Below are 25,635 nucleotides of genomic sequence, written 5' to 3'. Positions count from 1 at the left end.
ATACTGGTGAGGCTACAAGCCTAGTACTTGTATTGGCTGGTGTGGTAATCATGTCAGGAACAGTTGTTATGAAACGTAAATTTACTAAATAATATTAGATAAGTTTCTTTAGAGAGGAGAGAGCATTGCTCTCTCTTTTTTAAATGTTAAAATGATGGAGTAGTAGATACCTATCCTTCCCTTTTCAAGGGGAAACCCCACTTATCACGAAGTCACAAAGCCAACATTACAATACTAGCTAACGTAGCCGGTAGCAAACAGCAAACAGAAGTTGGTTAAAAACATAGAGGAGAAATCAATAATGGAAAATTGGTTGACACAATGGCAGAAATTAAAGGAAAAATATCCGAAGGGTGTCCTTTATGTCAGTAGTGCCTTGCTACCGATGACCATCATGCTGGTGGTATGGTTTTTCATGGGGAGTTATCCTTTTGGAAATAAAAGTTTAATGACCGTTGTCTTTGATCAGCAGTACATTAGTTTTTATGGATTGCTAAAGAATGCCATTCTATCTGGTGATTTAAGCAGTCTGACATATTCCTTTACTAAATCTTTAGGTGGAGATATGATTGGTGAGTTGGGCTATTATTTGATGAGCCCTTTCAATTTTATTTATGTTCTGCTGCCTTTAAAGTATATAGGATTATCTGTTTTTCTAACGATCTGGCTCAGATATGGTGCCTTTGGACTTTCCTTTGCTCATCTCTTAATTAAACGTTATAAGGGTGCAGAGTCAAAACGATGGATGGTTCCCTTGTTTGCGACAGCTTATGCCCTGTCTGGTATGTTGGTATCCTACCAGATGAATGTTATCTTTTATGATGCCATGTTCATGCTTCCCCTCGTCATCCTATATCTAGAGCAGTTATTAGATGGCAAAGCGGCTTATCCATATGCCTTTGTACTAGGCTTAACGGTATTCCTTCAATTCTACATGGGCTATATGATATCGCTATTTGTTGTCTTATATGCCTGCTATTATCTTTCGCCTCGTTTTTCTATCGAGGGGACATGGAAAGTAAAACTCAAACATTACCTCCAACCCTTATGGAATGTCTTTCTCTACTCTATCCTAGGGGTTGCGGCTGCTTCAATATTATTAGTTCCCGTATTTTTCAACTTGCTTGAAAGTAAGGGACAAGCAGGAGGAGCCATGACATTTTCCATGGCCTTTCAGATTAATCCCTTAGACATTTTATCCAAACTAACTATCGGGGGCTTTGATGCACAATCAGGTTGGGCAGCTGGACCAAACCTGCCAAATATCTATATTGGAGCTCTCGGGTTTATCGGCTTTATCTTGTACTTTTTATCAGGAAGGATAGTCAAAGAAAGAAGATGGGCTGCGGGAGTGGTTACTCTTATTTTCTTTACTTCCTTTGTAAATGAATTTGTGAGTAAGATTTGGCATATGGGACAAAACCCTGCCGGATTCTTCTTCCGCTTTTCATGGCTATTCTCTTTCTTCATGCTAATCTTAGCCTATCAAGCATTAAAAGAGAAATTTAAAATCTCTCGCCGAGGGAAATTGCTATCAGTTGTAGCCCTAGTCTTATCGGCAATCTACCTCTATACTAAAGACTTTACCTATCTACCAAAAAAACAACCTGAGGCTCTAACTCTGTTTATCAATAGCCATTTTATTGCTATTGTGATACTGGTTATATCAGCTACAGCTACAGGATTTTATCTATACTGGGAACGCTCTGCCAAGTCCCAGATAGAAAAGAAAAGGGTATTGGTGATTGCGGCTGGATCTGTAGTGGCATTGCTGTTATTATTACAAACAGGTTATCTCTTTTCTCGTGTAGTCTTAACTCTACTCATTTACTTAGCTGTACTGGCCTTGCTACGTCCAGGAATGATTCGATTAGCTGTTATCTTGCTATCAACTCTGACAGTATTTGAGCTAGGATACAATGCCTATCTATCACAAGTGACCTTTAGTTATGCAAATGTTGATAAATTTGTGGACGGAACGCTTTCGGTTAAACGTGTGACGGATAAAATCCAAGAAAACGCAGATCAGCCTTTCTATAGAATTGCAACGACCTTTGCCTATTCTCGAACAACTCCATCTCTGATAGGTTATCCAGGTTTGAGTACTTTTAGTTCAAATTTGGAGAGGTCCACTATGAATCACTTTGCCTATATGGGGGATCAAGCGGGCGATGAAGCAATTGAATACGAAAATGGAACTCCTCTGACAGATGCCTTATACGGTGTTCGATACTATATGGATGTCAAGGATCTGGATCCTACTGAGAAAGAAGCTCATCCTGAGAGAATGCATTTCACACGTTTTGCAAGTCGTTTTGACATGAACCGTTATTTCACGCAGAAGGTCTATGAAGATGAACGTTATATCGTGTACGAAAATCCAAATTCTTTCCCATTAGCCTATGGAACAAATGATTTAGTAAGAAACATCAACTTTGGTAGAAACAACGCTATCCAAAATCAAAATATCATTCTTAACTCTATGGAAGGTGTGAAAAAAGGCGAAGAGAATTATCTCGACTACTTCAAACCCCTAGCCTACGGAGATGTTGAAACAGAAAATCTTACTGAGGAAAATGTCGACAAAGAAAAAGGAACTGCAGTCTACAAGCGGGTGGATTCTTCTAAGGATGCAGTCGTTCGCTACCGAATTACTCCTCGAACAAACTTGACCTATTACTTCTTCGTACCAGCAAGTCTAAATTCTGAGAAAGATTACTCCGTCCTTCTGAACGGCAAGTGGTTCACTCATTCTAAGAGAAATACGCAACGTCAACTATGGCAAATCGCTGACAATGCGGAGAATCAAGAGTCTGTACTGGAATTCCGCTTTAAAACAGACAAGGTTGACCTTTCAAACGCAGGGGTTTACCGCGCAGAAATCAGTCAAATTCAAAATGCTTTAGAAAAACGGAAGGCACAAGGCCTACAAGTTGAGAAATTCTCGAATACTTATATCGTCGGTTCAGTAAATATTACTGACGACAGTAAATATATGATGACTTCTATCCCTTATAGTGAGGGTTGGAAGGTGAAAGTGGATGGTAAGTATGTCCCTGTGACAAAAGCATGGAACAGCTTTATTTCCTTCCCGGTTACTTCCGGACAACACAAGGTAGAATTTGTCTTCTCCCAAAAAGGAAGGGTTACAGGTGCTGTATTGACTCTCATCAGTCTAACAACGCTTTATATTGTCAGAAGAGATTACAAAAAGGATGATAAAAACCAGCTGAAAGAAAGTCAAGACGCTCCATCAGTCGAGTAAGCAATCTTTTATCAACTATTAAAAAATACGGTCAGGATACCATTCCTGACCGTTTTTTTTTGCAAAATGACAAAAATCTTAAACTTTTTGACAAATATGCTTGTCAAAAATAAAAAGATGTGTTACAATGAAATCAAGATAAAGAACAAAGGAGAAAAAAGACATGCTAAAAAATCGTCTAAAAGAGCTTCGGGCTCGCGATGGCCTGAATCAAACAGAGCTGGCCAAACTAGCTGGCGTGTCCAGGCAAACCATCAGCTTGCTTGAGCGGGATGAGTACACGCCATCTATCGTCATTGCCCTGAAGATTGCTCAGATATTCCATGAGCCAGTCGAGTCAGTCTTTCGCTTAGAGGAGGATGAGTGATGAACAAGTATAAAGTGATTTATTATCTATCTATAGTTGTGTTTATCGTAAATCTTTTGGCTATGATTGGAAGCCTATTTGGTTGGTTTACAATTGTTGAAAGTAAATACCTCTTCTGGAATAATATAGTGCTACTATTAGTCTTTAGATGGGTAGAGAAAAAAATAAAGTTTAAAGAGCTCGTAAAAGGAGAAAAGTTATGAAAGAATTTTTAGCAGGTTTTCAAGTCGATACTGAGAACAAAGCGCTTGCAGGTGTTTGTGCAGGTTTAGGAAACTATTTTAACATTCAAGCCAATATCATTCGTTTGGTGACAGTCTTCTTGTTTCTCTCTTCGACGGAGATTGGGATTATAACAGTTACAGCCTATGCTTATCTAGCAGGTTGGCTTGGCAATGAACCCTTGGGAGATGGAGCGAAGAAAGCAAGAAATCAAGCTGTTCTCTTACTTGTTGTTTGTTTGCTTTTGGTGTCACTTGGATCAGAAGGCTTGACCGCTATCTTCGAGTCAGGTGAGGTCTTTGGTCAATGGTTGTCTGGCTTGTTTTAGAAAGAGGTTGAAAGATGGAAAAGAATCACATAATTTTTGCACTGAAACTTTTTATTATAGGAGCTTTATTAGGAATACTTGCCGGAGCTCTTGGAGTTAAACCTTTAGGTATTAGTCAAGAGCAAGTAATCCCTGTCTTGTTCTCAATCTTTTTTGGTCTAGGGCTGATTACGGCAATCCTAACATTTTATTTCACTAGAAAAAGTCATCAGGCTTATCAGAGCTATCAACGAGAGGAAGAGGATGAAGGAAATGAGCAAGACTACCTTGCTACGTATCGTTTCTTGGATTATGGTACAGTGGCTTGGAATGTTTCCCAAATTAGTATGCTATTCTGTATGCTTTTAGACTTAGGAAGATTCGGCATATCAGCAACATCCTTACTTTTGATAGTTGTAAGTATTTGGTCGGGTGTTTACTGCCTTAAAATCACTAGCAAGATTCGTAACTACAAACTTTCTATTATGGCAACTCCCAAGGAAGTTTTGGACTACCTCGATACTTATGATGAGGGAGAAAAACAAGCTGAAATGGAAGAAGCTTACTTGATCTTGTTCAAGGTCAATCAGCTCCTCATTCCTGGTATCTACGTTGTCTTAGTAGTTCTATCTGTAGTATTAGGTCAAGTACAGTTGGTTGCTCTGCTGGTGGCAGTTGTCATCCATTTGTATACCAATGTTGCACAATTGCGCAAAACAAAACGTTATTTCAAATAGGAGAATATTATGAAAATACTTAAAAATATCGGCTGGTATAGCCTTGCCTTCTTATCATTTCTTATGGTCTATAGTTTTATTCAGGGCGTAGGTTTAGCCGCCTTGATATTGGGAGCACCTAGCTACGTTGCTGTCCCTGTTTATGTCTTATTAGCAGGAATCTTCACCTTCGTTACCTACAAGTGGTATAAGACAGGAACTGTTACAATAGAAAAAACGGCCCTTAACAAATACATCTGGCTACCAGCTTTGGTATGGGTCCTTGTCATTGTTGCAGAAAACTTTTTACCACATGATCCATCAGTCAATCAAAAGATGGTAGAAGAATTGACTCATAATCAACCTCTTTTCTCTTTCTTTATGGTGGTTGTCTTTGCACCTCTGACAGAAGAGTTAACATTTAGAGGTATGTTAGCTCGCTTTGTCTTCCCTCAGCAAGATAACATCAAGCAAACAGCTATCTTTCTTCTTGTAAGTAGTCTCATTTTTGCTCTTGTTCATTTTCCTGGAACTCCACTACAGTTCCTAGTTTATGCTTCACTTGGATTTAGCATGGGCTTGGCTTATATCAGTAAAGGTGGTTTGGCTTATAGTATAGCCCTACATGCTTTGAATAATTTAATCGCATTTTTAATGATAGTCATGCTATAATAGACTCAGGAGGAAATCATGAAACGAGTACTATTATTAGCAGTTATTCAGGCTGTATTTCTCTTCTTTGTCATCGGCCTACTTGTCTATTTCATTAAGGGGGATTTCTTTTATAACAATCTAGCGATTATCTTTGCTCCTATCGCAGGAGTGATACGATTTGCGACAGCTTATGTGACAGAAATTGTCCTACCAAAGAAAACAGAAGGGATTGCTGAAAAGCGTAAAAAATAAAGAAAACCCAAATCCAGCGAATAACTTTGCTGGATTTTTTGGTTTAGATGAGGATTCTAGCAAACTTTTCTGTTGATTTTCATGAAGACCTAGCGCTTTTATGGTAAAATAGTAAAAGAATACAAGAGGAGAGAAGAAATGAAACGTAGTATGTATGCTGGTCGTGTTCGTGAGGAACACATCGGACAAGAAATTACCTTGAAAGGCTGGGTTGCCCGTCGTCGTGACTTGGGTGGATTGATCTTTATCGACCTTCGTGACCGTGAAGGGATCATGCAGTTGGTTATCAATCCTGAGAAAGTCTCTGCGGAGGTGATGGCAACAGCTGAAAGCCTTCGAAGTGAATACGTCATCGAGGTGACTGGTCAGGTTGAAGCACGTGAGCAGGCCAATGATAAATTGGTGACTGGAGCGGTTGAACTGAATGTAACGGCTCTTACTGTGCTTAATACAGCCAAAACAACACCATTTGAAATCAAGGATGGCATTGAAGCAAACGACGATACACGCCTACGTTACCGTTACCTTGACCTTCGTCGTCCAGAGATGTTGGAGAACCTTAAGCTTCGTGCCAAAGTAACTCATTCTATCCGCAACTACTTGGATGAGTTGGAATTTATCGATGTGGAAACGCCATTCCTTTCTAAATCAACACCAGAAGGAGCGCGTGACTATTTGGTGCCATCTCGTGTTAATAAAGGGCATTTTTACGCTCTTCCTCAAAGTCCGCAGATTACAAAACAGTTGTTGATGAATGCGGGATTTGACCGTTACTACCAAATCGTCAAATGTTTCCGCGATGAGGACTTGCGTGGTGACCGTCAGCCTGAATTTACCCAGGTCGACTTGGAAACTTCATTCCTTACTGAGCAAGAAATCCAAGATATCACAGAAGGCTTGATTGCGCGCGTGATGAAGGAAACAAAAGGGATTGAAGTAACGCTGCCATTCCCTCGTATGAAGTACGATGATGCTATGGCTCTTTATGGATCTGACAAACCTGATACTCGTTTTGAGATGTTGCTTCAGGACTTGACAGATCTTGTCAAAGGTGTTGATTTCAAAGTCTTCTCAGAAGCACCTGCCGTTAAAGCTATTGTGGTCAAAGGTGCAGCAGACAACTACTCTCGTAAAGACATCGACAAAATGACAGAAGTAGCCAAGCAGTATGGTGCTAAAGGCCTTGCTTGGGTTAAGGTTGTTGATGGTGAATTAAACGGACCAGTTGCTAAATTCTTGACTAGCATTCAAGGCGATTTAACAAGTGCGCTTAGTCTTGAAGATAAAGACTTGGTTCTCTTTGTGGCTGATACGCTTGAAGTAGCCAATGCAACACTTGGTGCCCTTCGTGGACGTATTGCCAAAGAGCTCGGCTTGATTGATAACGACAAATTTAACTTCCTCTGGGTAGTTGACTGGCCAATGTTTGAATGGTCTGAAGAAGAAGGCCGTTATATGAGTGCCCACCATCCATTCACGCTTCCACAGGAAGAAACAGCTCACGAATTAGAAGGTGATTTGGCTAAGGTTCGTGCTATTGCCTACGACATCGTCTTGAACGGTTATGAACTTGGTGGCGGTAGCCTTCGTATCAACCAAAAGGAACTCCAAGAGCGTATGTTCAAGGCCCTTGGATTCTCAGCAGAAGAAGCAAATGACCAGTTTGGTTTCCTATTGGAAGCCATGGACTATGGATTCCCACCACACGGTGGCTTGGCTATCGGGCTTGACCGTTTTGTCATGCTCTTAGCAGGCGAAGAAAATATACGTGAAGTGATTGCCTTTCCGAAGAACAACAAAGCAACTGACCCAATGACACAAGCACCATCAACAGTAGCTCTTAAACAATTAGAGGAACTCAATCTACAAGTAGAACAAGATGAAACAAACGAAACTAACTAAAAAGTGGCACTATTATTTGCGCCGCTTTGCTCACCGAGTGAAGATTTTGCGTGTTTTGCAAAGTATCTCCCGAGAAAAATACGATGAAAAAATTTCAGCTTCTCTAGTATATGGTTTTCTATCAGCAGTAGCTGTCAATTTTTTCTTCCAACCAGGACATGTTTATTCAAGTGGAGCAACAGGTTTGGCTCAGATCATTTCTGCGCTTAGTAATCACTTGTTTGGCTTTTATTTCCCAATTTCAGTAGCATTTTACGCTATCAATATCCCGCTGATGATTTTAGCCTGGTACCAAATTGGACATAAGTTCACGATTTTCACCTTTATCACGGTATCCATGAGCTCGCTCTTTATCCAGTTTGTGCCAGTGGTGGTCTTGACAGAGGATCCAATCATCAATGCTCTCTTTGGTGGGGTCGTCATGGGACTGGGAATCGGCTTTGCTTTACGCCATAACATCTCCAGTGGTGGAACAGATATTGTCAGTCTGACTATTCGTAAGAAGACGGGGCGTAACGTCGGAAGTATCTCCTTCCTAGTGAACGGGACAATCATGCTGATTGCTGGCTTGACCTTTGGTTGGAAATATGCCCTTTATTCCATGATTACGATCTTTGTTTCTAGTCGTGTAACAGATGCAGTTTTCACCAAACAGAAACGCATGCAGGCCATGATCGTCACTAGCAATCCTGATGCAGTGATTGAGAAAATCCATCATAAATTGCACCGTGGTGCGACCATGATTCACGATGCTGAAGGGACCTATAACCACGAGCGTAAGGCAGTTTTGATAACGGTTATCACTCGTGCGGAGTTTAATGATTTTAAACTAATCATGAAACAAGTTGATCCGACAGCCTTTGTATCTGTATCAGAAAATGTCCATATTCTTGGGCGATTTGTCGAAGTTGAAAACTAGTTGTTCAGGTAAATAGGATACAAAAAAACCAACTCAAAATAGAGAGTTGGTTTTTATTTTTCAACAATTTCGTGGGCAATCAATTGACGATAGCAAATTTGTCGATTTTCTTTGGTATCGCTGATGATTTGCAGGATGGTTTCAAATGAAGTTCTGCCAAGAGCAAGACTATTAATATTGACATAGGCTGCTAGATTCAACCTTGGATTTACTGAATCAAAGCTAAGGACTGGAACATCAAGTTGGTGTTCGTTGAGGTAGTTACATACACCTTCAGCTAAGAGACTATCCGTTGTGATAATAGCATCGGTCTGAGGGTCATATTTAAAGAGTTGTTTACTAAAGTTATAGCCCTTTTCTTCTAGAAACTCATCTGCAAAGAAGGTACGATGAGTATCGAGAGGCAACTGATTTTCTTGAAGGGCTTGTTCGTAGCCTTTTAAACGGTCCTGAGTTACGAAAAGTTTCTTGGCTCCACCGATGAAGGCAATTCGGCTACATCCTTTTTTAATAAAGTATTCTGTCGCATCAAATCCAGCTTGAATATTATCATTATCAACAAGTGGAATAAAAGGGGAAAGTGATTTTCCAAGAATGAGGAAGGGGAATTGCTCATCGACAACTAGTTTAACCAAGGGGTCATTTTCTTGGGCATACAAGAAAATAAGGCCATCTACCCGCTTTCCATAGACCATTTGTGAAATGGCTTTTAAACGCTCTTTTTCATCCTTACCAGTCGCAATCTGAATGGCATAGTGATTCTCTGAGGCAACCTGTGCAATCCCTCTAAGGACAGAAGGGAAGAAAGGATTTTGGTAGAAAACGTCTGAATCATCTGGAAGTACCAAACCAATAACTTGGGTATAACTGCTAACGAGACTTCGAGCATTAAGATTAGGATGATAATTGAGTTCTTTCATTGCCTTTCGAACTCGTTTTTTGGTTTCGTCACTAATCGTTGATTTGTTTTGAATAACACGGGTTACGGTTGAGGGAGAAACCCCTGCAGCCTTGGCCACGTCTTTAATCGTAACAGGCATAATAATCTCCTACTTTTGGTAGTCTGGATCACGATAATGAGTCTTATAAAAGATAGTGACCAGGTATAGAACAAATAAAATGTTTTGAACAGTAATCAAAGTCGTCATATTTTGGCCCAAGAGACCTAGAATCATGGTCAGTAAAGTTGGTAATCCTAAACAGTTCAAAATAAAATGATAGCACTCTTTGTAGGTCTTAAATGAGAAGAGACGTGATTTTTTCGTAAAGTAGAGCAAAAGGCTAGCGCCTAAAGCGACAATGAAAAAATTGAGTCCAAAGAGGAAACTAGCACCTAAGACCAGGAAGAGGCTAATATAGACACGATTCTGTTGATACCAGTCTTTGGAAATAGCTTGGGTTAAACTTTCCTTGCTTTGGAAACTATCAGTTGTGATGGCATGATAGCGGATGCTTGTTAATTCTTTTCCCTGCTTACTGATAAGGAGTTGCTCATCTCCAAAGTGAAGAAGCAATTCTTCAGGGAAGGTTGAGTTAGTAGGACCACCAATCTGGACAGAAGCTTGGCTAGGACTAGTACCAGAGTAATGTAACTTTCCATCTATAATCTGAGCATTGCTAGCTAAATCCTGAACCACACTATCCGTCAAAGGAGCGTAGACATCATCGATGAAAGTTTCTAGAGGATAGGTTTCCTGAGAACTATTCTGAATGGCGATGGGCACCATAGACAAACTAATCAAGAAAATACTGGTGAAAATCAGTTGAAACCAGTTGAGACCAAAACGTTGAGATAGGGGCTTACGGAATCCCCAGATACTATTAAAATAAGAAAATGGATATGGTAACATAAATCTCTTTCTATAGGCATTTTTCTATACGAGTATTATATAGAGAAATGTTTTTTATTTCAAGCGGGGATAGTAGAATCCTTGGTAAAAGTGAATATTTGTTAGGATTTGTCCACTAACTAACAAGGCAATCTCAGCAAGTTCTTGTTTCTCAAAAGCGAATCGATGTACAAGTTCAAAAATGAAAAAGGGTGGCGGGGGTATATTACCCCTTCTCGCCACCACTTGTAAGTCCTGAAACGAAGTTCTTTTGCAAGAAGAAGAAGAGAATACAGATTGGAAGGGCAATGAGGATAGCACCTGCTGAGAAGTAGGCAATCTTCATATTTTTTGCATTGTTAACGAAGGTTTGGAGACCAACGGCAACGGTGAAGTATTCTTTCTCACGAAGCAAGAAACTAGAGAGGATATAATCCCCGAAAGGTCCCATGAAGGCCCAGAGAGCTTGTACAGCAATCATTGGACGAACAAGAGGGAGAACGATTTGCCAGAAGCGGCGGAAGTGTCCTGCACCATCTAGTTTTGCAGATTCATCTAGAGACATTGGCACGGTGTCAAAGTAACCTTTCATCAACCAAGCGTTCATCGGGATACCTCCACCAACGTAGAGGAAGATGAGGAACCAGCTTTGGTTAAGGGCATTTAGCATAAGCGCCATAACGAAGAAGGCTGTCAAAGCTGCCATGGTTGGCACCATTTGGATAATCAAGAAGAAGACCAAACTTTGTTTACGAGCCAAGAAGTTATAACGGCTGTATGCATAACCTGCTAAGACGATGATACTTGTTTGAACAGCCATTGTAATCAAGGCAATGATCAACGTGTTGAGGTACCAAGTACCGTACAAGGTTTCAGTGAAGAGTCCTTTAAAGTTAGCAAAGCTAAAGTCGACGTTACTATCAAGCTTAAAGGCTACGACGTTACCAGTCTTGAAGGCTGACATGATCGTAATTAAAAGAGGATAGATAATGACGATTGAAAGGCCAACCAAGTATAAGTAAGTAAGGGTTTGAGTCAGTCTACGTTTGAGCTTAATTGAATTATTCATCTTAGACGTCCTCCATATCAAATGCGTGTAGTTTCTTGAATGCAATCATAGAAATAGAGATGACAATGATAGAGATAATCAAGGTAACGGCAGCTGCCATTGAGTATTGAGGAGATGTCCCTGTTGTCAAACGGTAAATCCATGAGATCAAGATATCGGTCGAACCAGCACCACCACCGACACTACCAGGACCTCCAGCATTAAAGAGGTACATGATAGAGAAGTTGTTAAAGTTGAAGGTGTATTGGCTGATCAATGTAGGCGCCGCAACAGCCAAAATCATTGGGAAAGTGATGTTACGGAATTTTTGCCAAGCATTGGCACCATCGATGTAAGCTGCTTCGTAGAGGTCGTTAGGAATAGACTGTAAGATACCCAAGGTCAAAACGTAGATATATGGGAATCCAAGCCAACCTTGCATCATAATCAAGGCAATCTTAGTCCAAGTTGGGTCTGTTTTCCAAGGGATAAGTGCTCCATCGAGGAATGGAAGAACCTTAGCAAAGAGAGGGATTACTTGAGTATTGATAGCACCAACACTATCGTTGAACATATTTGAGAAAGTCAAGATAGTGATAAAGGCTGGTACTGCCCAAGGAAGAAGGAAGATAACACCAAAGATACGTTTACCCTTGATGAATGGTTGATTAGCAATGATAGCTGTAAAGATACCAATGATAATCTGCAAAGTAGAAGCAGACAAAGCCCAGATAATGGTCCAAGAAAGAACGGAACCAAAGGCTGAACGGAAGGTACTCAAGCTCCAAATGTTTGTGAAGTTCGTTAACCCAACCCAATCCAACAATTTATTTGGTGGCAAGTGTTGGAAGTCGTAGTTTGTAAAGGCAATCATCAATGTTACGATAACAGGGAAGATGATGGCAAATGTCATAGCTACGTAAGATGGAATGATTAAAAGATAAGGGAATCCATTCTCATAGATACCTTTAATCATTTCGTTTAATGTCCGTGGGACTGGAATACCATTGTTAATTTGTTTTGCAATAGTGTGAGCGTCTTTAATATTGAGAATATAAAAGGCTAGATAAACAATTACAAAAATAGAGTGGAAGGCACCACGAATCAACATGAAGAGAGAGTTGTCACGACCAGGTTTGTCACCAAGCGTGATCAAGTTGCTCAATTCAGGCGCTGCAAGCGATAGGAAATAAAGGACAAATACGATAGTTACACCAAGGAAAATGAATCCTTTGACTTTTTGTTTATTGTAGATTTGTCCTAACCCAGGAATGATAGACAGCAAGGCTGCTTTACTAGGTTGTTGTTTTTCCATAATTACTCCTTTCATAGGATACGAGATTGAAGTTTGTCTCCAATCACTAAATAGGCAACTGCAATCATTCGTAAATTTATAAAATCAAAGGGGGATTTGTATTCTCCCCCCCTTGTAACGAATTCAATTATTCACCAAATTTTTGTTTGATTGTTTCTTTGATCAATGTTACAGCATCATCTGCAGCAGTTTTAGCATCTTTCTTGCCACTTACAGCGTCAAAGAGCATGTTTGCAGCTGGTTCCCAAACTGCTGACATTTGTGAGATGTTTGGCATTGGTTGAGCGTTCTTGAACTGTTTGATAACAGCTGTTGTCAACTCATCATTTTTGCCTTCAGCGTATGCACGTGCTTCAGTGTTAGCTGGGATTTCGTTAGTTGCTTCGTAGAATGCTTTTTGTTGTTCAGTTGATACAAGGTAGTCTACAAATTTTTGTGCGCCTTCAAGGTTCTTAGTGCTTGATGGGATGATCCAAGCTTTACCACCACCGAATGCTGAGTATTCTTTTCCGTTTGGAAGAGTTGGGATAGTAGCAACACCGTAGTTTACTTTAGCATCTTTGAATGCTTGAGCTTTCCAAGGACCATCGATGATAGCAGCTGTTTTACCTTCTTGGAATGAAGTTTGGATTAAGTTTCCAGCAGCTGTTCCATCTTGCATACCTTTAGGCCATTTTTCGTACCAAGATTTAGCGTAGTTGATACCTGCGATTGAACCTTCGTTTGCAAGACCGATATCTTTAGGATCTTTACCGTTTTGTCCGAATACGTAAGCTCCGTTACCAGAAAGAAGTCCGTATGCGTAGTAGAAGTTAGTCCAGTCAGCTAGGAATGCAGAAGTTTTTCCGTCTTCTCCAGCGAAAGCGTATTTGCTATCTTTAGCAAGTTCTTCTAATTCAGCGAAAGTTTTTGGAGCTTCTTTAAGCAAGTCTTTGTTGTAGTACATAACAAGTGACTCGATAACAGCTGGAGCACCGTAAACTTTACCGTCAGATGCTGTTACAAGAGATTTAGTAGTATCATCTGTTTTAGCACCGTCGCTTAGTTTAACTTCTGAAAGTTGTCCATCAGTACCAAGGCTACCTACACGGTCGTATGGTGCCATCATAACGTCAGCAGCTTGACCTGATTGGTTGTCAAGTGAAAGTTTGTCAAGTCCGCCAAGTTGGTCACCAGATTTGATGTTAACTTTTGTTCCTGATTCTTTTTCATAAGCAGCAGCAACTTTCTCAGCGTAAGCTTTATATTGGTCTTCAACATAGAAAGTGATTTCTTGGCTTCCTGATGCAGAAGAATCAGCTGCTTTATCAGCAGTTTTGCTTCCGCAAGCTACCAAAAGCAAGCTAGCAAGAGTAGCAGTACCAAGTACAGCAGCGCTCTTCATGAATTTAGTTGACATAGTGTATTCCTCCTAAAGAATAACAAATTTTAATTTCGAGGAAACGCAAACGTTTTCCCTTATGACCATAGTATAGCACAAACGGAAAACGGTTGCAAGCGTTTTTTTGAAAAAAATTAAAAAAGCTTGTGACTGGCTAATTCCTAAAATTGTTTGTATAATAGAAGAGAAATAGGAAATCGTGCAAATTTCAATTCAAAAATAATTGAAGGGAAACGATTGCATGATTAGAATGAAGATTAAAAGGGTTTTAAAAATAAGAATATAGTAACTTGAAAGTTTGTCAAAAAAGATTAAACAATAAAAAGTTTTTTTACAAACGCTTGCATTTATTTTAGAAATGGGTTATACTTTAATTAGCGCAAACGTTTGCGCAAAAATGAAGTAATTAACAATATAAACACTTGAGGTGCTAATATGAAAAAACGTCAAAGTGGTGTGTTGATGCACATCTCATCACTTCCAGGAGCTTACGGAATCGGATCATTTGGTCAAAGCGCCTATGATTTCGTTGACTTCTTGGTTCGCACTAAGCAACGCTACTGGCAAATCCTTCCTTTAGGAACAACTAGCTATGGTGACTCACCTTACCAATCATTCTCAGCTTTTGCAGGTAATACTCATTTTATCGATCTTGATGTTTTGGTAGAGCAAGGCTTGTTGGAAGCAAGTGATCTTGAAGGTGTGGATTTTGGTAGTAACCCAACTGAAGTTGACTACGCTAAAATCTACTATGCACGTCGTCCGCTTTTAGAGAAAGCAGTTAAACGTTTCCTTGAAGTTGGAGATGTCAAAGATTTTGAAAAATTTGCTCAAGACAACCAATCATGGCTTGAACTTTTTGCAGAGTATATGGCTATCAAGGAGCATTTTGATAACCTCGCTTGGACAGAGTGGCCAGATGCAGATATTCGTGAGCGTAAAGCTTCTGCTCTTGAAAGCTACCGTGAGCAATTAGCTGACAAGCTTGTTTACCATCGTGTAACCCAATATCTCTTCTTCCAACAATGGTTGAAATTGAAAGCATACGCTAACGAAAACCACATCGAGATTGTAGGCGATATGCCAATCTATGTTGCTGAAGATTCAAGCGATATGTGGGCAAATCCACATCTCTTCAAAACAGATGAAAACGGGAAAGCGACTCACATTGCAGGTTGCCCTCCAGATGAGTTTTCTGCGGATGGTCAGCTTTGGGGGAACCCAATCTATGACTGGGAAGCAATGGATCGAGATGGCTACAAATGGTGGATTGAACGCTTGCGTGAAAGCTTTAAAATCTACGATATCGTTCGTATCGACCACTTCCGTGGATTTGAGTCTTACTGGGAAATCCCTGCTGGTTCTGAAACAGCGGCACCTGGTAAATGGGTGAAAGGACCTGACTACAAACTCTTTGCAGCGGTTAAAGAAGAACTTGGTGACTTGAACATCATCGCAGAAGACCTTGGATTTATGACTGACGAAGTCATCGAACTTCGTGAGCGCACTGGATTCCCAGGAATGAAAGTCCTTCAATTTGCCTTCAACCCAGATCACGAAAGCATTGACAGCCCACACTTGGCACCAGCTAACTCAGTTATGTATACAGGAACACATGATAACAACACTGTTCTTGGTTGGTATCGCAATGAAATTGACGATCCAACTCGTGAGTACATGGCACGTTATACAAACCGTAAAGAGTACGAAACAGTAGTGCATGCTATGCTTCGCACAGCCTTCGCATCAGTAAGTTTCATGACGATTGCAACGATGCAAGACTTGCTAGAGTTGGATGGTTCAGCTCGTATGAACTACCCATCTACTCTTGGTGGAAACTGGTCATGGCGTATGACAGAGGATCAATTGACTCCTGCTGTCGAAGAAACTTTGCTTGACTTGACTACAATTTATCGCAGAATTAATGAAAATTTGGTAGAATTAAAGAAATAAGACATTATCAGGAGACACAAAAAATGTTACCATTAAAAGAATTTGTACAAAATCGTTACAATAAATCTATCGCAGAATGTAGTAACGAAGAGCTTTACCTTGCTCTTCTTAACTACAGCAAGCTTGCAAGTAGCCAAAAACCAGTCAACACTGGCAAGAAGAAAGTTTACTATATCTCAGCTGAATTCTTGATTGGTAAACTCTTGTCTAACAACTTGATTAACCTTGGTCTTTATGACGAAGTTAAGAAAGAACTTGCTGATGCAGGTAAAGAGTTGATCGAAATCGAAGAAGTAGAATTGGAACCATCACTTGGGAATGGTGGTTTGGGACGTTTGGCAGCCTGCTTTATCGACTCAATCGCTACACTTGGTTTGAACGGTGATGGGGTTGGTTTGAACTACCACTTCGGACTTTTCCAACAAGTTCTTAAAAACAACCAACAAGAAACAATTCCTAACGCTTGGTTGACTGACCAAAACTGGTTGGTTCGCTCAAGCCGTAGCTACCAAGTACCATTTGCACACTTTACATTGACATCTACTCTTTACGATATCGATGTACCTGGTTACAAAACAGCGACTAAAAACCGCTTGCGTTTGTTTGACTTAGATTCAGTTGATTCTTCAATCATCAAAGATGGTATCAACTTTGACAAGACAGACATCGCTCGCAACTTGACTCTTTTCCTTTACCCAGACGATAGTGACCGTCAAGGTGAATTGCTCCGTATTTTCCAACAATACTTCATGGTTTCAAATGGTGCTCAATTGATCATCGACGAAGCGATCGAAAAAGGAAGCAACTTGCACGACCTTGCTGACTACGCAGTTGTACAAATCAACGATACTCACCCATCAATGGTGATCCCTGAATTGATCCGTCTTTTGACTGAACGTGGTATCGAACTTGATGAAGCAATCTCTATCGTTCGTAGCATGACTGCCTACACAAACCACACAATCCTTGCTGAAGCCCTTGAAAAATGGCCTCTTGAATTCTTGGAAGAAGTGGTTCCTCACTTGGTACCAATCATCAAAGAATTGGACCGTCGTGTGAAAGCAGAATACAAAGACCCAGCTGTTCAAATCATTGATGAAAACGACCGTGTACACATGGCTCACATGGATATCCACTACGGATACAGTGTTAACGGGGTAGCAGCACTCCACACTGAAATCTTGAAGAACTCTGAGTTGAAAGCTTTCTACGACATCTACCCAGAAAAATTCAACAACAAAACAAACGGTATCACATTCCGCCGTTGGCTCATGCATGCCAACCCAAGCTTGTCTCACTACTTGGATGAGATTCTTGGACGCGATTGGCACCACGATGCTTCTAAGTTGGAAGACCTTCTCTCATATGAAGACAAGGCTGCTGTCAAAGAAAAATTGGAAAGCATCAAGGCTCACAACAAACGTAAATTGGCTCGTCACTTGAAAGAACACCAAGGTGTGGAAATCAATACAAACTCTATCTTTGATATCCAAATCAAACGTCTTCACGAGTACAAACGCCAACAAATGAACGCTTTGTATGTGATTCACAAATATCTTGACATCAAGGCTGGTAACATCCCTGCCCGTCCAATCACAGTATTCTTTGGTGGTAAAGCAGCTCCTGCCTACACAATTGCTCAAGACATCATCCACTTGATCCTTTGCTTGTCAGAAGTGATTGCAAACGACCCAGCAGTAGCTCCACACTTGCAAGTCGTTATGGTTGAAAACTACAACGTTACTGCAGCAAGCTTCCTCATCCCAGCATGTGATATCTCAGAACAAATCTCATTGGCTTCTAAAGAAGCTTCAGGTACTGGTAACATGAAATTCATGTTGAACGGAGCTTTGACTCTTGGTACTATGGACGGAGCAAACGTGGAAATCGCTGAGTTGGTTGGAGACGAAAACATCTACATCTTTGGTGAAGATTCAGAAACTGTTATCGACCTTTACGCAAAATCAGCTTACAAATCAAGCGAATTCTACGCTCGTGAAGCTATCAAACCATTGGTTGACTTTATCGTGAGCGACGCTGTTCTTGCAGTAGGTAAGAAAGAACGCTTGGAACGTCTTTACAACGAATTGATCAACAAAGACTGGTTCATGACTCTTCTTGACTTGGAAGACTACATCAAAGTGAAAGAGCAAATGCTTGCTGACTACGAAGACCGTGACGCATGGTTGGATAAAGTGATTGTCAACATTGCTAAAGCAGGATTCTTCTCATCTGACCGTACAATCGCTCAGTACAACGAAGATATCTGGCACTTGAACTAAGATTAAACAAAAACGCATCTTTAATAGATGCGTTTTTTGATTTTAGATTCATTCACAGTACTTTCCCAACTAGAATTTCTGCTTCGATGGTAATCTCTGTCAGTTGACTCCAGTCAATCTTGCTTTGGTCAACGTGGAAGAGCAGGGGAGTCATGCTAAGCAGGGCTTGGCGTTGCTCTGCGGTGATGGACTTGGTCAGGGAAGCTATCTGACTAGATTGGATGCTGAAATGTTCCTGGAAATGTTCCTTGATATCTTGGTTGGAATAGTCCTTCTTTGTTAGTTGCTCCTGTACCATTTGACGGATTTCTTTAAGGTGATTTTCAGTTGGGATGACCTTAATTAAGATACCATTTTGAGATAAAACACGACGAAATTCACCGTAGTTAGCAGGGGAAAAGATATCAAGCAAGATATCCATGCTGACGTCTTTTATAGGAAGATGAGCCAAGTCACCGACAAACCAATTGACCGCCCAGTTGGGTTCGCTTTTGGCAGCAATCTGGACCGAGTCTTTCGAGATATCAAAGGCATAGAAGGTCTTGTCGGAGTGGACTTCTTGGAGTTTACGAGAGTAGAAGCCCTCGCCACAACCGATGTCCAAGACAGTTTTTGCAGATGATTTAGTCGCTAGTATGTCTGAGATGCCTTCTAAGATAGCCTGATAAAAGCCAGCTTCTAGGATTTGCTGGCGATTTTGAAAGTTTTCCTTGTCGTAGTTGGCAGATTGTTTGATTTGCGGAGCTAGATTGACATAGCCGAATTTTGCTAGGTCAAAAGAATGGCGGTTGCTACACTTGAGGCTAGTCTCTACCAAGGTCAGATTTTCTTGGCAGATAGGACAGGTAAAGGCACTAGCAGAAGCAAAGCGCTGGAGTTTGGGTTTGAGGTTTGTATTCATAGTTTTAGTCTAGCAAAAAAAGGACTGGATGGCAAATGCATCCAGTCTTCTTTTTAATATGTAAGGACGAAGTATTTTTTCTTACCACGGCGGATAACAGTGAGTTCGTTCTCTAACTTATCTGCGTCACTCAAGACATAGTCAAGATCTTGGATGCGGTCACCATTTACGTAGATGGCTCCATTTTGTACGTCTTCACGGGCTTGGCGTTTTGAGTTAACCACGCCAGAAGATACAAGAAGTTCAACGATGTTGTGATTTTCGTCTGCTTGTACTTGGTAGTTTGGCACGCCACGAAGTCCTTGTTTGAGTTCTTTGACAGAAAGGTTTTTGATATTTCCTGCAAAGAGTTGTTCAGTGATGTTAAGGGCTTCTTTGTAGGCTTCTTCTCCGTGGACAAGAGTCACGACTTCACGAGCCAAGACTTTTTGAGCCAAGCGTTCGTGTGGTGCTGTTTCGAATTGTTTACGGATGTCTTCAATCTCGTCTAATGACAAGAAAGTAAAAATTTTCAAGAAGCGAACAGCGTCAGCGTCCATGACGTTCATCCAGAATTGGTACATTTCGTATGGAGAAGTCTTTTCAGGATTGAGCCAAACTGCATTCCCTTCTGATTTACCAAATTTCTTACCGGTTGCGTCTGTGATGAGTGGGACAGTAATTACGTGACCAGTCTTGTCAGCCTTACGACGAAGCAACTCAGTGCCAGCTGTCATGTTTCCCCATTGGTCAGAACCACCGATTTGAAGGGTTACATTGTGTTCTTGGTTGAGGACAAAGAAGTCATAACCTTGCATGATTTGGTAGGCAAACTCAGTGTAAGAAATCCCTGTTTCAATCCGTTTCTTCACAGACTCCTTGCTCATCATGTAGTTGACAGTGAAGTATTTTCCGATATCACGGAGGAAGTCAATGAAGCTGATACTGCCAAACCAGTCGTAGTTGTTGACCATGACAGCTTTATTTTCACCATTTTCAAAGTCAAGAAAGCGAGAAAGTTGTCCTTGGATAGACTTGACCCAGCCATCTACTGTGTCTTTTGTTTGGAGACTACGCTCAGCATCTTTGAAGGACGGATCTCCGATGAGACCTGTAGCACCGCCAACGAGAGCATATGGTTTGTGACCCGCTAACTGCAAACGACGACTTGTCAAGATTGCGACAAGGTGACCTAGGTGAAGGCTGTCAGCAGTTGGATCGTAGCCAGTATAATAAGAAACTTGACCTTCTTCTAGGGCTTTACGCAAAGCTTCTTCATCAGTCGTTTGAAAAATCAAACCACGCTCTTTTAGCTCATCAAAAATGTGCATGTGTCTTTTCTCCTTTATAAAATATTGTTTCTACCTATTTTACCACAAACTTGGCAAATAACCTAGTAAAATCGGGAAGAAAGTTGCTACTCGGACTTTTTTGGAAACGAGTGAAATATGGTATAATAGCACTAGCTTATTTTCAGAGAAATAGATAAAAACAGTTAAGAAAGGGGCTGAAAGATGTCTCATATTATTGAATTGCCAGAAGTCTTGGCCAATCAGATCGCAGCAGGAGAAGTTATTGAACGTCCTGCTAGTGTAGTCAAGGAGCTAGTTGAAAACGCCATTGATGCTGGCTCTAGCCAGATTATCGTTGAAATTGAAGAAGCTGGTCTTAAGAAAATCCAAATAACAGATAATGGTCACGGGATTGCCCACGATGAAGTGGAATTGGCTCTTCGTCGTCATGCGACTAGTAAGATTAAGAATCAAGCGGATCTTTTTCGGATTCGGACCCTCGGCTTTCGTGGTGAAGCCCTGCCCTCTATCGCATCTGTTAGTGTTTTGACTTTGTTGACAGCGGTGGACGGTGCCAGTCACGGGACCAAGCTAGTGGCTCGTGGGGGAGAAGTTGAGGAAATCATTCCAGCGACCAGTCCTGTGGGGACTAAGGTTTGTGTGGAAGACCTCTTTTTCAATACACCGGCTCGTCTCAAGTATATGAAGAGCCAGCAGGCAGAGTTGTCTCATATCATTGACATTGTCAATCGTCTGGGACTAGCCCATCCGGAGATTTCTTTTAGCCTGATTAGCGATGGCAAGGAAATGACACGAACAGCTGGTACGGGTCAACTGCGTCAAGCCATTGCTGGAATTTATGGTTTAGCCAGTGCCAAAAAGATGGTTGAAATTGAGAATGCTGACCTAGACTTTGAAATTTCAGGCTTTGTCTCATTGCCGGAATTGACACGGGCTAATCGTAACTACATCAGCCTTTTTATCAATGGCCGTTATATCAAAAACTTCTTGCTCAATCGTGCCATTTTAGATGGATACGGTAGCAAGCTCATGGTGGGGCGTTTTCCGCTGGCTGTTATTCACATCCATATTGATCCTTATCTAGCAGATGTCAATGTGCATCCAACCAAGCAAGAGGTGCGGATTTCCAAGGAAAGAGAACTAATGGCGCTGGTTTCAGAAGCTATTGCAAAGAGTCTCAAGGAACAGACCTTGATTCCAGATGCCTTGGAAAATCTGGCAAAATCTACTGTTCGCAATCGTGAAAAAGTAGAGCAAACGACTTTGCCACTGAGAGAAAATACGCTCTATTATGAAAAAAATGAACCGACCAGACCGACACAAGCTGAGGTGGCAGACCATCAGGTGAATCTGACGGAAGGAAGACAGGATTTGAATCTGTTTGCTAAGGAAACCTTAGACCAGATAACCAAACCAGCCAAACTGCATTTTGCAGAGAGAAAGCCTGCTAGCTATGACCAACTGGACCATCCAGAGTTAGACCTAGCTAGTTTGGATAAGGCTTATGACAAGTTGGAGCGAGAAGAATCTTCAAGCTTCCCAGAGTTGGAGTTTTTCGGACAAATGCACGGGACCTACCTCTTTGCCCAAGGTCGAGATGGACTTTACATCATAGACCAGCATGCGGCTCAGGAGCGGGTTAAGTACGAGGAGTACCGTGAGAGCATTGGCAATGTTGATCAGAGCCAGCAGCAACTCCTAGTACCTTATATCTTCGAATTTCCAGCGGATGATGTCCTTCGTCTCAAGGAAAGAATGTCTCTCTTAGAGGAAGTTGGCGTCTTTCTATCAGAGTACGGGGAGAATCAATTTATCTTGCGCGAACATCCCATTTGGATGGCAGAGGAGGAAATTGAGTCTGGAATCTATGAGATGTCCGACATGCTCCTTTTGACCAAGGAAGTTTCGATCAAGAAATACAGAGCAGAGTTGGCCATTATGATGTCCTGCAAGCGGTCTATCAAGGCCAATCATCGTATCGATGACCACTCGGCTAGACAGCTTCTATACCAACTCTCACAATGTGACAACCCCTACAACTGTCCACACGGACGTCCTGTTTTGGTCCACTTTACCAAGTCAGACATGGAAAAGATGTTCCGTCGCATTCAGGAAAATCACACAAGCCTACGAGAGCTAGGAAAATACTAATACTCTTCGAAAATCTCTCTAAACCTCGTCAGCTTTACCTTGCCTAATTCAAGTCATGCCTACGGTTAGCTTCCTAGTTTAGATTTGATTTTCATTGAGTATAAATTGAAGGGAAAATTATGTACGAATATCTAAAGGGTATCATTACCAAAATTACTGCTAAATACATCGTTCTAGAAGCTAACGGTATCGGCTACATCCTGCATGTAGCTAATCCTTATGCCTACTCAGGGCAAGTCAACCAAGAAGCACAAATCTATGTGCATCAAGTCGTTCGCGAAGATGCTCATCTACTTTACGGTTTCCGTTCAGAAGACGAGAAGAAACTCTTTCTCAGCTTGATTTCGGTGTCGGGCATTGGTCCTGTTTCCGCTCTTGCTATTATCGCGGCCGATGACAATGCTGGCCTCGTTCAAGCTATTGAGACTAAGAACATCACCTACTTGACCAAGTTCCCTAAAATCGGGAAGAAAACAGCCCAACAGATGGTGTTGGACTTAGAAGGTAAGGTGGTTGTGGCAGGTGACGACCTCCCTGCTAAGACTACAGCTCCATCTAGCAGCGACAACCAAGAATTGGAAGAAGCTATGGAAGCCATGTTGGCCTTGGGCTACAAGGCGACTGAGCTTAAGAAGATCAAGAAATTCTTTGAAGGAACTTCGGATACGGCAGAGAACTATATCAAATCTGCCCTTAAGATGTTGGTGAAATAGGAGATGTCTATGTCAAAACGCTGTGGTTGGGTTAAAATGAACAACCCTCTGTATGTAGCCTACCACGATGAAGAGTGGGGCCAACCTCTTCATGATGATCAAGCTCTTTTTGAGTTGCTTTGCATGGAAACCTATCAGGCTGGACTATCTTGGGAAACGGTGCTCAATAAACGCCAATCCTTCCGAGAAGCCTTTCATGGTTACCAAATTCAATCTGTTGCGGACATGACTGATGAAGAATTGGAAGCTTTGATGGATAATTCAGCTATCATCCGAAATCGAGATAAGATCTTTGCAACGCGAGCAAACGCCCAATCCTTTCTACAAGTCCGGGCAGAGTTCGGCTCTTTTGATAGCTACCTATGGTCTTTTGTCGGTGGGAAAACCATCGTCAATGATGTGCCTGACTACAGCCAGGCGCCTGCCAAAACAGCTCTATCTGAGAAATTATCCAAAGATCTCAAAAAACGAGGCTTTAAGTTTACTGGGCCAGTTGCTGTCTTGTCTTTTCTACAGGCTGCAGGTTTGGTTGATGACCATGAGAATGATTGTGAATGGAAAAGTAGAAATGAGTGCCGTTAGATGGCTAGAACATCGGAGAATACAGAAAAAGCTGAGAAATTCATCTCAGCTTTCTTTGTTATAGTCAAAGCGAATGACTTGCTCCGTTGCATCTACATGGGCGTGGACTCCGAAGGGGACAATTGCTCTTGGTGTGGCATGGCCAACGTTTAGATTATAGACAATTGGGATATTGCTATCAATGGTGTCCATTAAAGCCTCCTTATAGTCGTCATAGAAGGTTTCATCCATAGGTTTTCCGACCAAGAGTCCACTGATGACCTCGAGTATACCAGTTTCCTTTAAAGTCCGTAACATCTTTTTGAAGTCTTCCGGTTTAGGCTTTTCCTCGCTGGTTTCTAGCAATAGAATCTTTCCTTCCCAGTCGTATAAGTCAGGGAAAAGTTTGTATTTTTGGCAGAGGTCTGTGCTATCTGCGTGTAGAGAGTTGTCAAAAATATCATAGAGAGACTCAAGACAACCACCGAGGATTTCTCCCTCGAACTTAGCATTGCCTTGTAACAAGTCAAAACCTGTATTTGCATGGCTGACACGAGGTGTTCCCAAGGCTTTGGGACTAAAATCAGTCCGTTCCTCATACCAAACGTCACTAGGTCGAATTTCTGAGATTCTTCCCGTCTCAATCAATTCTTTGAAGTAGTGGAGGCTATATGGCAACATTTCTTTGTCTAACTCACAAATGTCTGCTAGAAAGGATTGGCCGTAAAAAGTCTTGATTCCTAGTTTATGCAGCATGAGATGGTTCATGGTCGTATCCGAGAAACCGAGAAAAATCTTTGGTTTGATAACCTTTTGTAGTTGGTCATTTTCAAAAAGATAGGGTAGCAGGCGATAGGTATCGTTTCCACCAATGGCGCATAGGATCATGTCGATACTATCATCAGAAAAGGCCTGCATCAAATCCTCTGCACGAGCTTCAGGATGTTCTTTGATAAAATCTAAGCCTTTTAGCGAATGAGGTAAAAAGATAGGATTGAGTCCGAGGTCCTTGAGACGTTGAATACCCAAGTCCACTTCGTGCTTGACAAAGTCTTCACCCATAGTCCCACTAGATAAACTTATAATACCAATAGTAGAAGTCATATATTATCCTCCTAGAAAAAATTGATGCTATTGTATCACAAAAGATGAGGGAAAACAACAAGAATTAGAGTCAGAAGAAGACTTTTAGACCAAGAAAGTAGTAAAAAAGCAACCAATGATGTGGTTGCTTTTTATAGTAGTTGCATTCTTATAGAGCAGTAAGGAAGGTCAGTCCGCCAAGGACAACCCCAGCCGAGTTTGGAATGATTAGAATCCAGTCTTTCTTAGGCTCTTTTGTCCATCCATAAATGACCCAGATTAAGCAAGAGACAGCTGCTGATAAAGGTTGGAATGGTTGAGCTTTGTTCCCTTGTAAATTGGCAAAAATTTGAGGGATGTAGGCTATAAATACAATAATCCCGATAAAGGCACCAATTGAACCAACAACTTGATTAATTCTCTGTTTAGTCATATATATTTCTCCTTATTACTTTATTATCATAACAGAAAAACAACTTGAATTCAAGGATAAAACCTAGGGATTTTAAGGGGAGCCGTTAC

General features: G+C 41.2%; 24 protein-coding genes. 15 read left to right on the top strand and 9 right to left on the bottom strand.

What is annotated here, in order from left to right; translation table 11 throughout:
- From AB8E63_RS06145 to AB8E63_RS06100, 10 genes are all read left to right on the top strand, one after another.
- The coding region (locus tag AB8E63_RS06145) for an LPXTG cell wall anchor domain-containing protein (protein ID WP_368910424.1) at positions 1 to 92 on the top strand (92 nt) is incomplete at its 5' end.
- Positions 93 to 301: 209 nt separating this feature from the next.
- Positions 302 to 3,265: a YfhO family protein gene (locus AB8E63_RS06140; RefSeq protein ID WP_368910423.1), complete on the top strand. Its 2,964-nt coding sequence runs from the start codon at positions 302 to 304 to the stop codon at positions 3,263 to 3,265.
- 163 nt (positions 3,266 to 3,428) lie between these two features.
- Positions 3,429 to 3,632: a helix-turn-helix transcriptional regulator gene (locus AB8E63_RS06135; protein ID WP_000916944.1), complete on the top strand. Its 204-nt coding sequence runs from the start codon at positions 3,429 to 3,431 to the stop codon at positions 3,630 to 3,632.
- Positions 3,632 to 3,835, top strand: a complete 204-nt coding sequence (locus tag AB8E63_RS06130; protein WP_368910422.1) for a hypothetical protein — start codon at positions 3,632 to 3,634, stop codon at positions 3,833 to 3,835. The genes AB8E63_RS06135 and AB8E63_RS06130 overlap by 1 nt, the downstream gene beginning before the upstream one ends.
- A complete protein-coding gene (locus tag AB8E63_RS06125; protein WP_368910421.1) occupies positions 3,832 to 4,182 on the top strand; it encodes a PspC domain-containing protein in 351 nt (116 codons plus the stop codon). Before AB8E63_RS06130 ends, AB8E63_RS06125 begins: the two co-directional genes overlap by 4 nt.
- 14 nt (positions 4,183 to 4,196) lie before the next feature.
- On the top strand, positions 4,197 to 4,898 hold the full coding sequence (locus AB8E63_RS06120; RefSeq protein WP_368910420.1) for a DUF3169 family protein: 702 nt from the start codon (positions 4,197 to 4,199) through the stop codon (positions 4,896 to 4,898).
- Between the two features lie 9 nt (positions 4,899 to 4,907).
- Positions 4,908 to 5,549, top strand: coding sequence for a lysostaphin resistance A-like protein (locus AB8E63_RS06115; protein WP_368910419.1), 642 nt, complete (start codon positions 4,908 to 4,910; stop codon positions 5,547 to 5,549).
- Positions 5,550 to 5,567: 18 nt separating this feature from the next.
- On the top strand, positions 5,568 to 5,783 hold the full coding sequence (locus AB8E63_RS06110; protein WP_004250454.1) for a hypothetical protein: 216 nt from the start codon (positions 5,568 to 5,570) through the stop codon (positions 5,781 to 5,783).
- 138 nt (positions 5,784 to 5,921) lie between these two features.
- Positions 5,922 to 7,685 carry an aspartate--tRNA ligase gene (gene aspS / locus AB8E63_RS06105; RefSeq protein ID WP_368910418.1) on the top strand — a complete coding sequence of 588 codons (1,764 nt, stop codon included), beginning with the start codon at positions 5,922 to 5,924 and terminating at the stop codon, positions 7,683 to 7,685.
- Entirely contained in the window at positions 7,663 to 8,604 is a 942-nt protein-coding gene (locus AB8E63_RS06100) for a YitT family protein (protein ID WP_314944272.1), read from the top strand. The genes aspS and AB8E63_RS06100 overlap by 23 nt, the downstream gene beginning before the upstream one ends.
- Before the next feature lie 53 nt (positions 8,605 to 8,657).
- Here the strand turns inward: AB8E63_RS06100 and AB8E63_RS06095 are convergent, their stop codons facing one another.
- The 5 genes from AB8E63_RS06095 to AB8E63_RS06075 all read right to left on the bottom strand — a co-directional run bounded on the left by AB8E63_RS06095 (position 8,658) and on the right by AB8E63_RS06075 (position 14,195).
- The gene (locus tag AB8E63_RS06095; RefSeq protein WP_368910417.1) at positions 8,658 to 9,644 is read right to left on the bottom strand and encodes a LacI family DNA-binding transcriptional regulator; all 987 of its coding nucleotides are present in this window, start codon (positions 9,642 to 9,644) and stop codon (positions 8,658 to 8,660) included.
- Positions 9,645 to 9,653: 9 nt separating this feature from the next.
- Positions 9,654 to 10,454: a DUF1189 domain-containing protein gene (locus AB8E63_RS06090; RefSeq protein WP_368910416.1), complete on the bottom strand. Its 801-nt coding sequence runs from the start codon at positions 10,452 to 10,454 to the stop codon at positions 9,654 to 9,656.
- Between the two features lie 205 nt (positions 10,455 to 10,659).
- The gene (locus AB8E63_RS06085; RefSeq protein ID WP_368910415.1) at positions 10,660 to 11,502 is read right to left on the bottom strand and encodes a sugar ABC transporter permease; all 843 of its coding nucleotides are present in this window, start codon (positions 11,500 to 11,502) and stop codon (positions 10,660 to 10,662) included.
- A gap of 1 nt (position 11,503) precedes the next feature.
- Positions 11,504 to 12,796, bottom strand: coding sequence for an ABC transporter permease subunit (locus AB8E63_RS06080; RefSeq protein WP_368910414.1), 1,293 nt, complete (start codon positions 12,794 to 12,796; stop codon positions 11,504 to 11,506).
- Between the two features lie 127 nt (positions 12,797 to 12,923).
- Positions 12,924 to 14,195 carry an extracellular solute-binding protein gene (locus AB8E63_RS06075; RefSeq protein WP_368910413.1) on the bottom strand — a complete coding sequence of 424 codons (1,272 nt, stop codon included), beginning with the start codon at positions 14,193 to 14,195 and terminating at the stop codon, positions 12,924 to 12,926.
- 417 nt (positions 14,196 to 14,612) lie between these two features.
- Here AB8E63_RS06075 and malQ point away from each other — a divergent pair, with 417 nt between their 5' ends.
- Together malQ and glgP are read left to right on the top strand one after the other, a co-directional pair.
- Complete coding sequence (gene malQ, locus AB8E63_RS06070; RefSeq protein WP_368910412.1) at positions 14,613 to 16,130, top strand: 4-alpha-glucanotransferase; 1,518 nt, start codon at positions 14,613 to 14,615, stop codon at positions 16,128 to 16,130.
- A gap of 23 nt (positions 16,131 to 16,153) precedes the next feature.
- A complete protein-coding gene (gene glgP, locus AB8E63_RS06065) occupies positions 16,154 to 18,412 on the top strand; it encodes a glycogen/starch/alpha-glucan family phosphorylase (protein ID WP_368910411.1) in 2,259 nt (752 codons plus the stop codon).
- 52 nt (positions 18,413 to 18,464) lie between these two features.
- Here the strand turns inward: glgP and AB8E63_RS06060 are convergent, their stop codons facing one another.
- Both AB8E63_RS06060 and tyrS read right to left on the bottom strand, forming a co-directional pair.
- Complete coding sequence (locus AB8E63_RS06060) at positions 18,465 to 19,313, bottom strand: putative RNA methyltransferase (protein WP_368910410.1); 849 nt, start codon at positions 19,311 to 19,313, stop codon at positions 18,465 to 18,467.
- Positions 19,314 to 19,366: 53 nt separating this feature from the next.
- On the bottom strand, positions 19,367 to 20,623 hold the full coding sequence (tyrS, locus tag AB8E63_RS06055) for a tyrosine--tRNA ligase (protein WP_368910409.1): 1,257 nt from the start codon (positions 20,621 to 20,623) through the stop codon (positions 19,367 to 19,369).
- Between the two features lie 183 nt (positions 20,624 to 20,806).
- On the opposite strand from tyrS, the gene mutL reads away from it, so the two are divergent.
- The 3 genes from mutL to AB8E63_RS06040 all read left to right on the top strand — a co-directional run bounded on the left by mutL (position 20,807) and on the right by AB8E63_RS06040 (position 24,051).
- The gene (gene mutL, locus AB8E63_RS06050) at positions 20,807 to 22,756 is read left to right on the top strand and encodes a DNA mismatch repair endonuclease MutL (protein ID WP_368910408.1); all 1,950 of its coding nucleotides are present in this window, start codon (positions 20,807 to 20,809) and stop codon (positions 22,754 to 22,756) included.
- Between the two features lie 119 nt (positions 22,757 to 22,875).
- The gene (gene ruvA, locus AB8E63_RS06045; RefSeq protein ID WP_368910407.1) at positions 22,876 to 23,469 is read left to right on the top strand and encodes a Holliday junction branch migration protein RuvA; all 594 of its coding nucleotides are present in this window, start codon (positions 22,876 to 22,878) and stop codon (positions 23,467 to 23,469) included.
- Positions 23,470 to 23,478: 9 nt separating this feature from the next.
- The gene (locus AB8E63_RS06040) at positions 23,479 to 24,051 is read left to right on the top strand and encodes a DNA-3-methyladenine glycosylase I (RefSeq protein WP_368910406.1); all 573 of its coding nucleotides are present in this window, start codon (positions 23,479 to 23,481) and stop codon (positions 24,049 to 24,051) included.
- 45 nt (positions 24,052 to 24,096) lie between these two features.
- Here AB8E63_RS06040 and AB8E63_RS06035 read toward each other — a convergent pair whose 3' ends face one another.
- Positions 24,097 to 25,134 carry a S66 peptidase family protein gene (locus tag AB8E63_RS06035; protein WP_368910405.1) on the bottom strand — a complete coding sequence of 346 codons (1,038 nt, stop codon included), beginning with the start codon at positions 25,132 to 25,134 and terminating at the stop codon, positions 24,097 to 24,099.
- Positions 25,135 to 25,282: 148 nt separating this feature from the next.
- On the bottom strand, positions 25,283 to 25,546 hold the full coding sequence (locus tag AB8E63_RS06030) for a SemiSWEET family transporter (protein ID WP_006149211.1): 264 nt from the start codon (positions 25,544 to 25,546) through the stop codon (positions 25,283 to 25,285).
- Positions 25,547 to 25,635 lie beyond the last annotated feature (89 nt).

This window comes from Streptococcus sp. oral taxon 061, assembly GCF_964211575.1.
Classification (GTDB): Bacteria; Bacillota; Bacilli; order Lactobacillales; family Streptococcaceae; genus Streptococcus.
The sequence above is the reverse complement of the archived record's forward strand: the minus strand, read 5'-3'. Positions and strand labels throughout refer to the sequence as shown.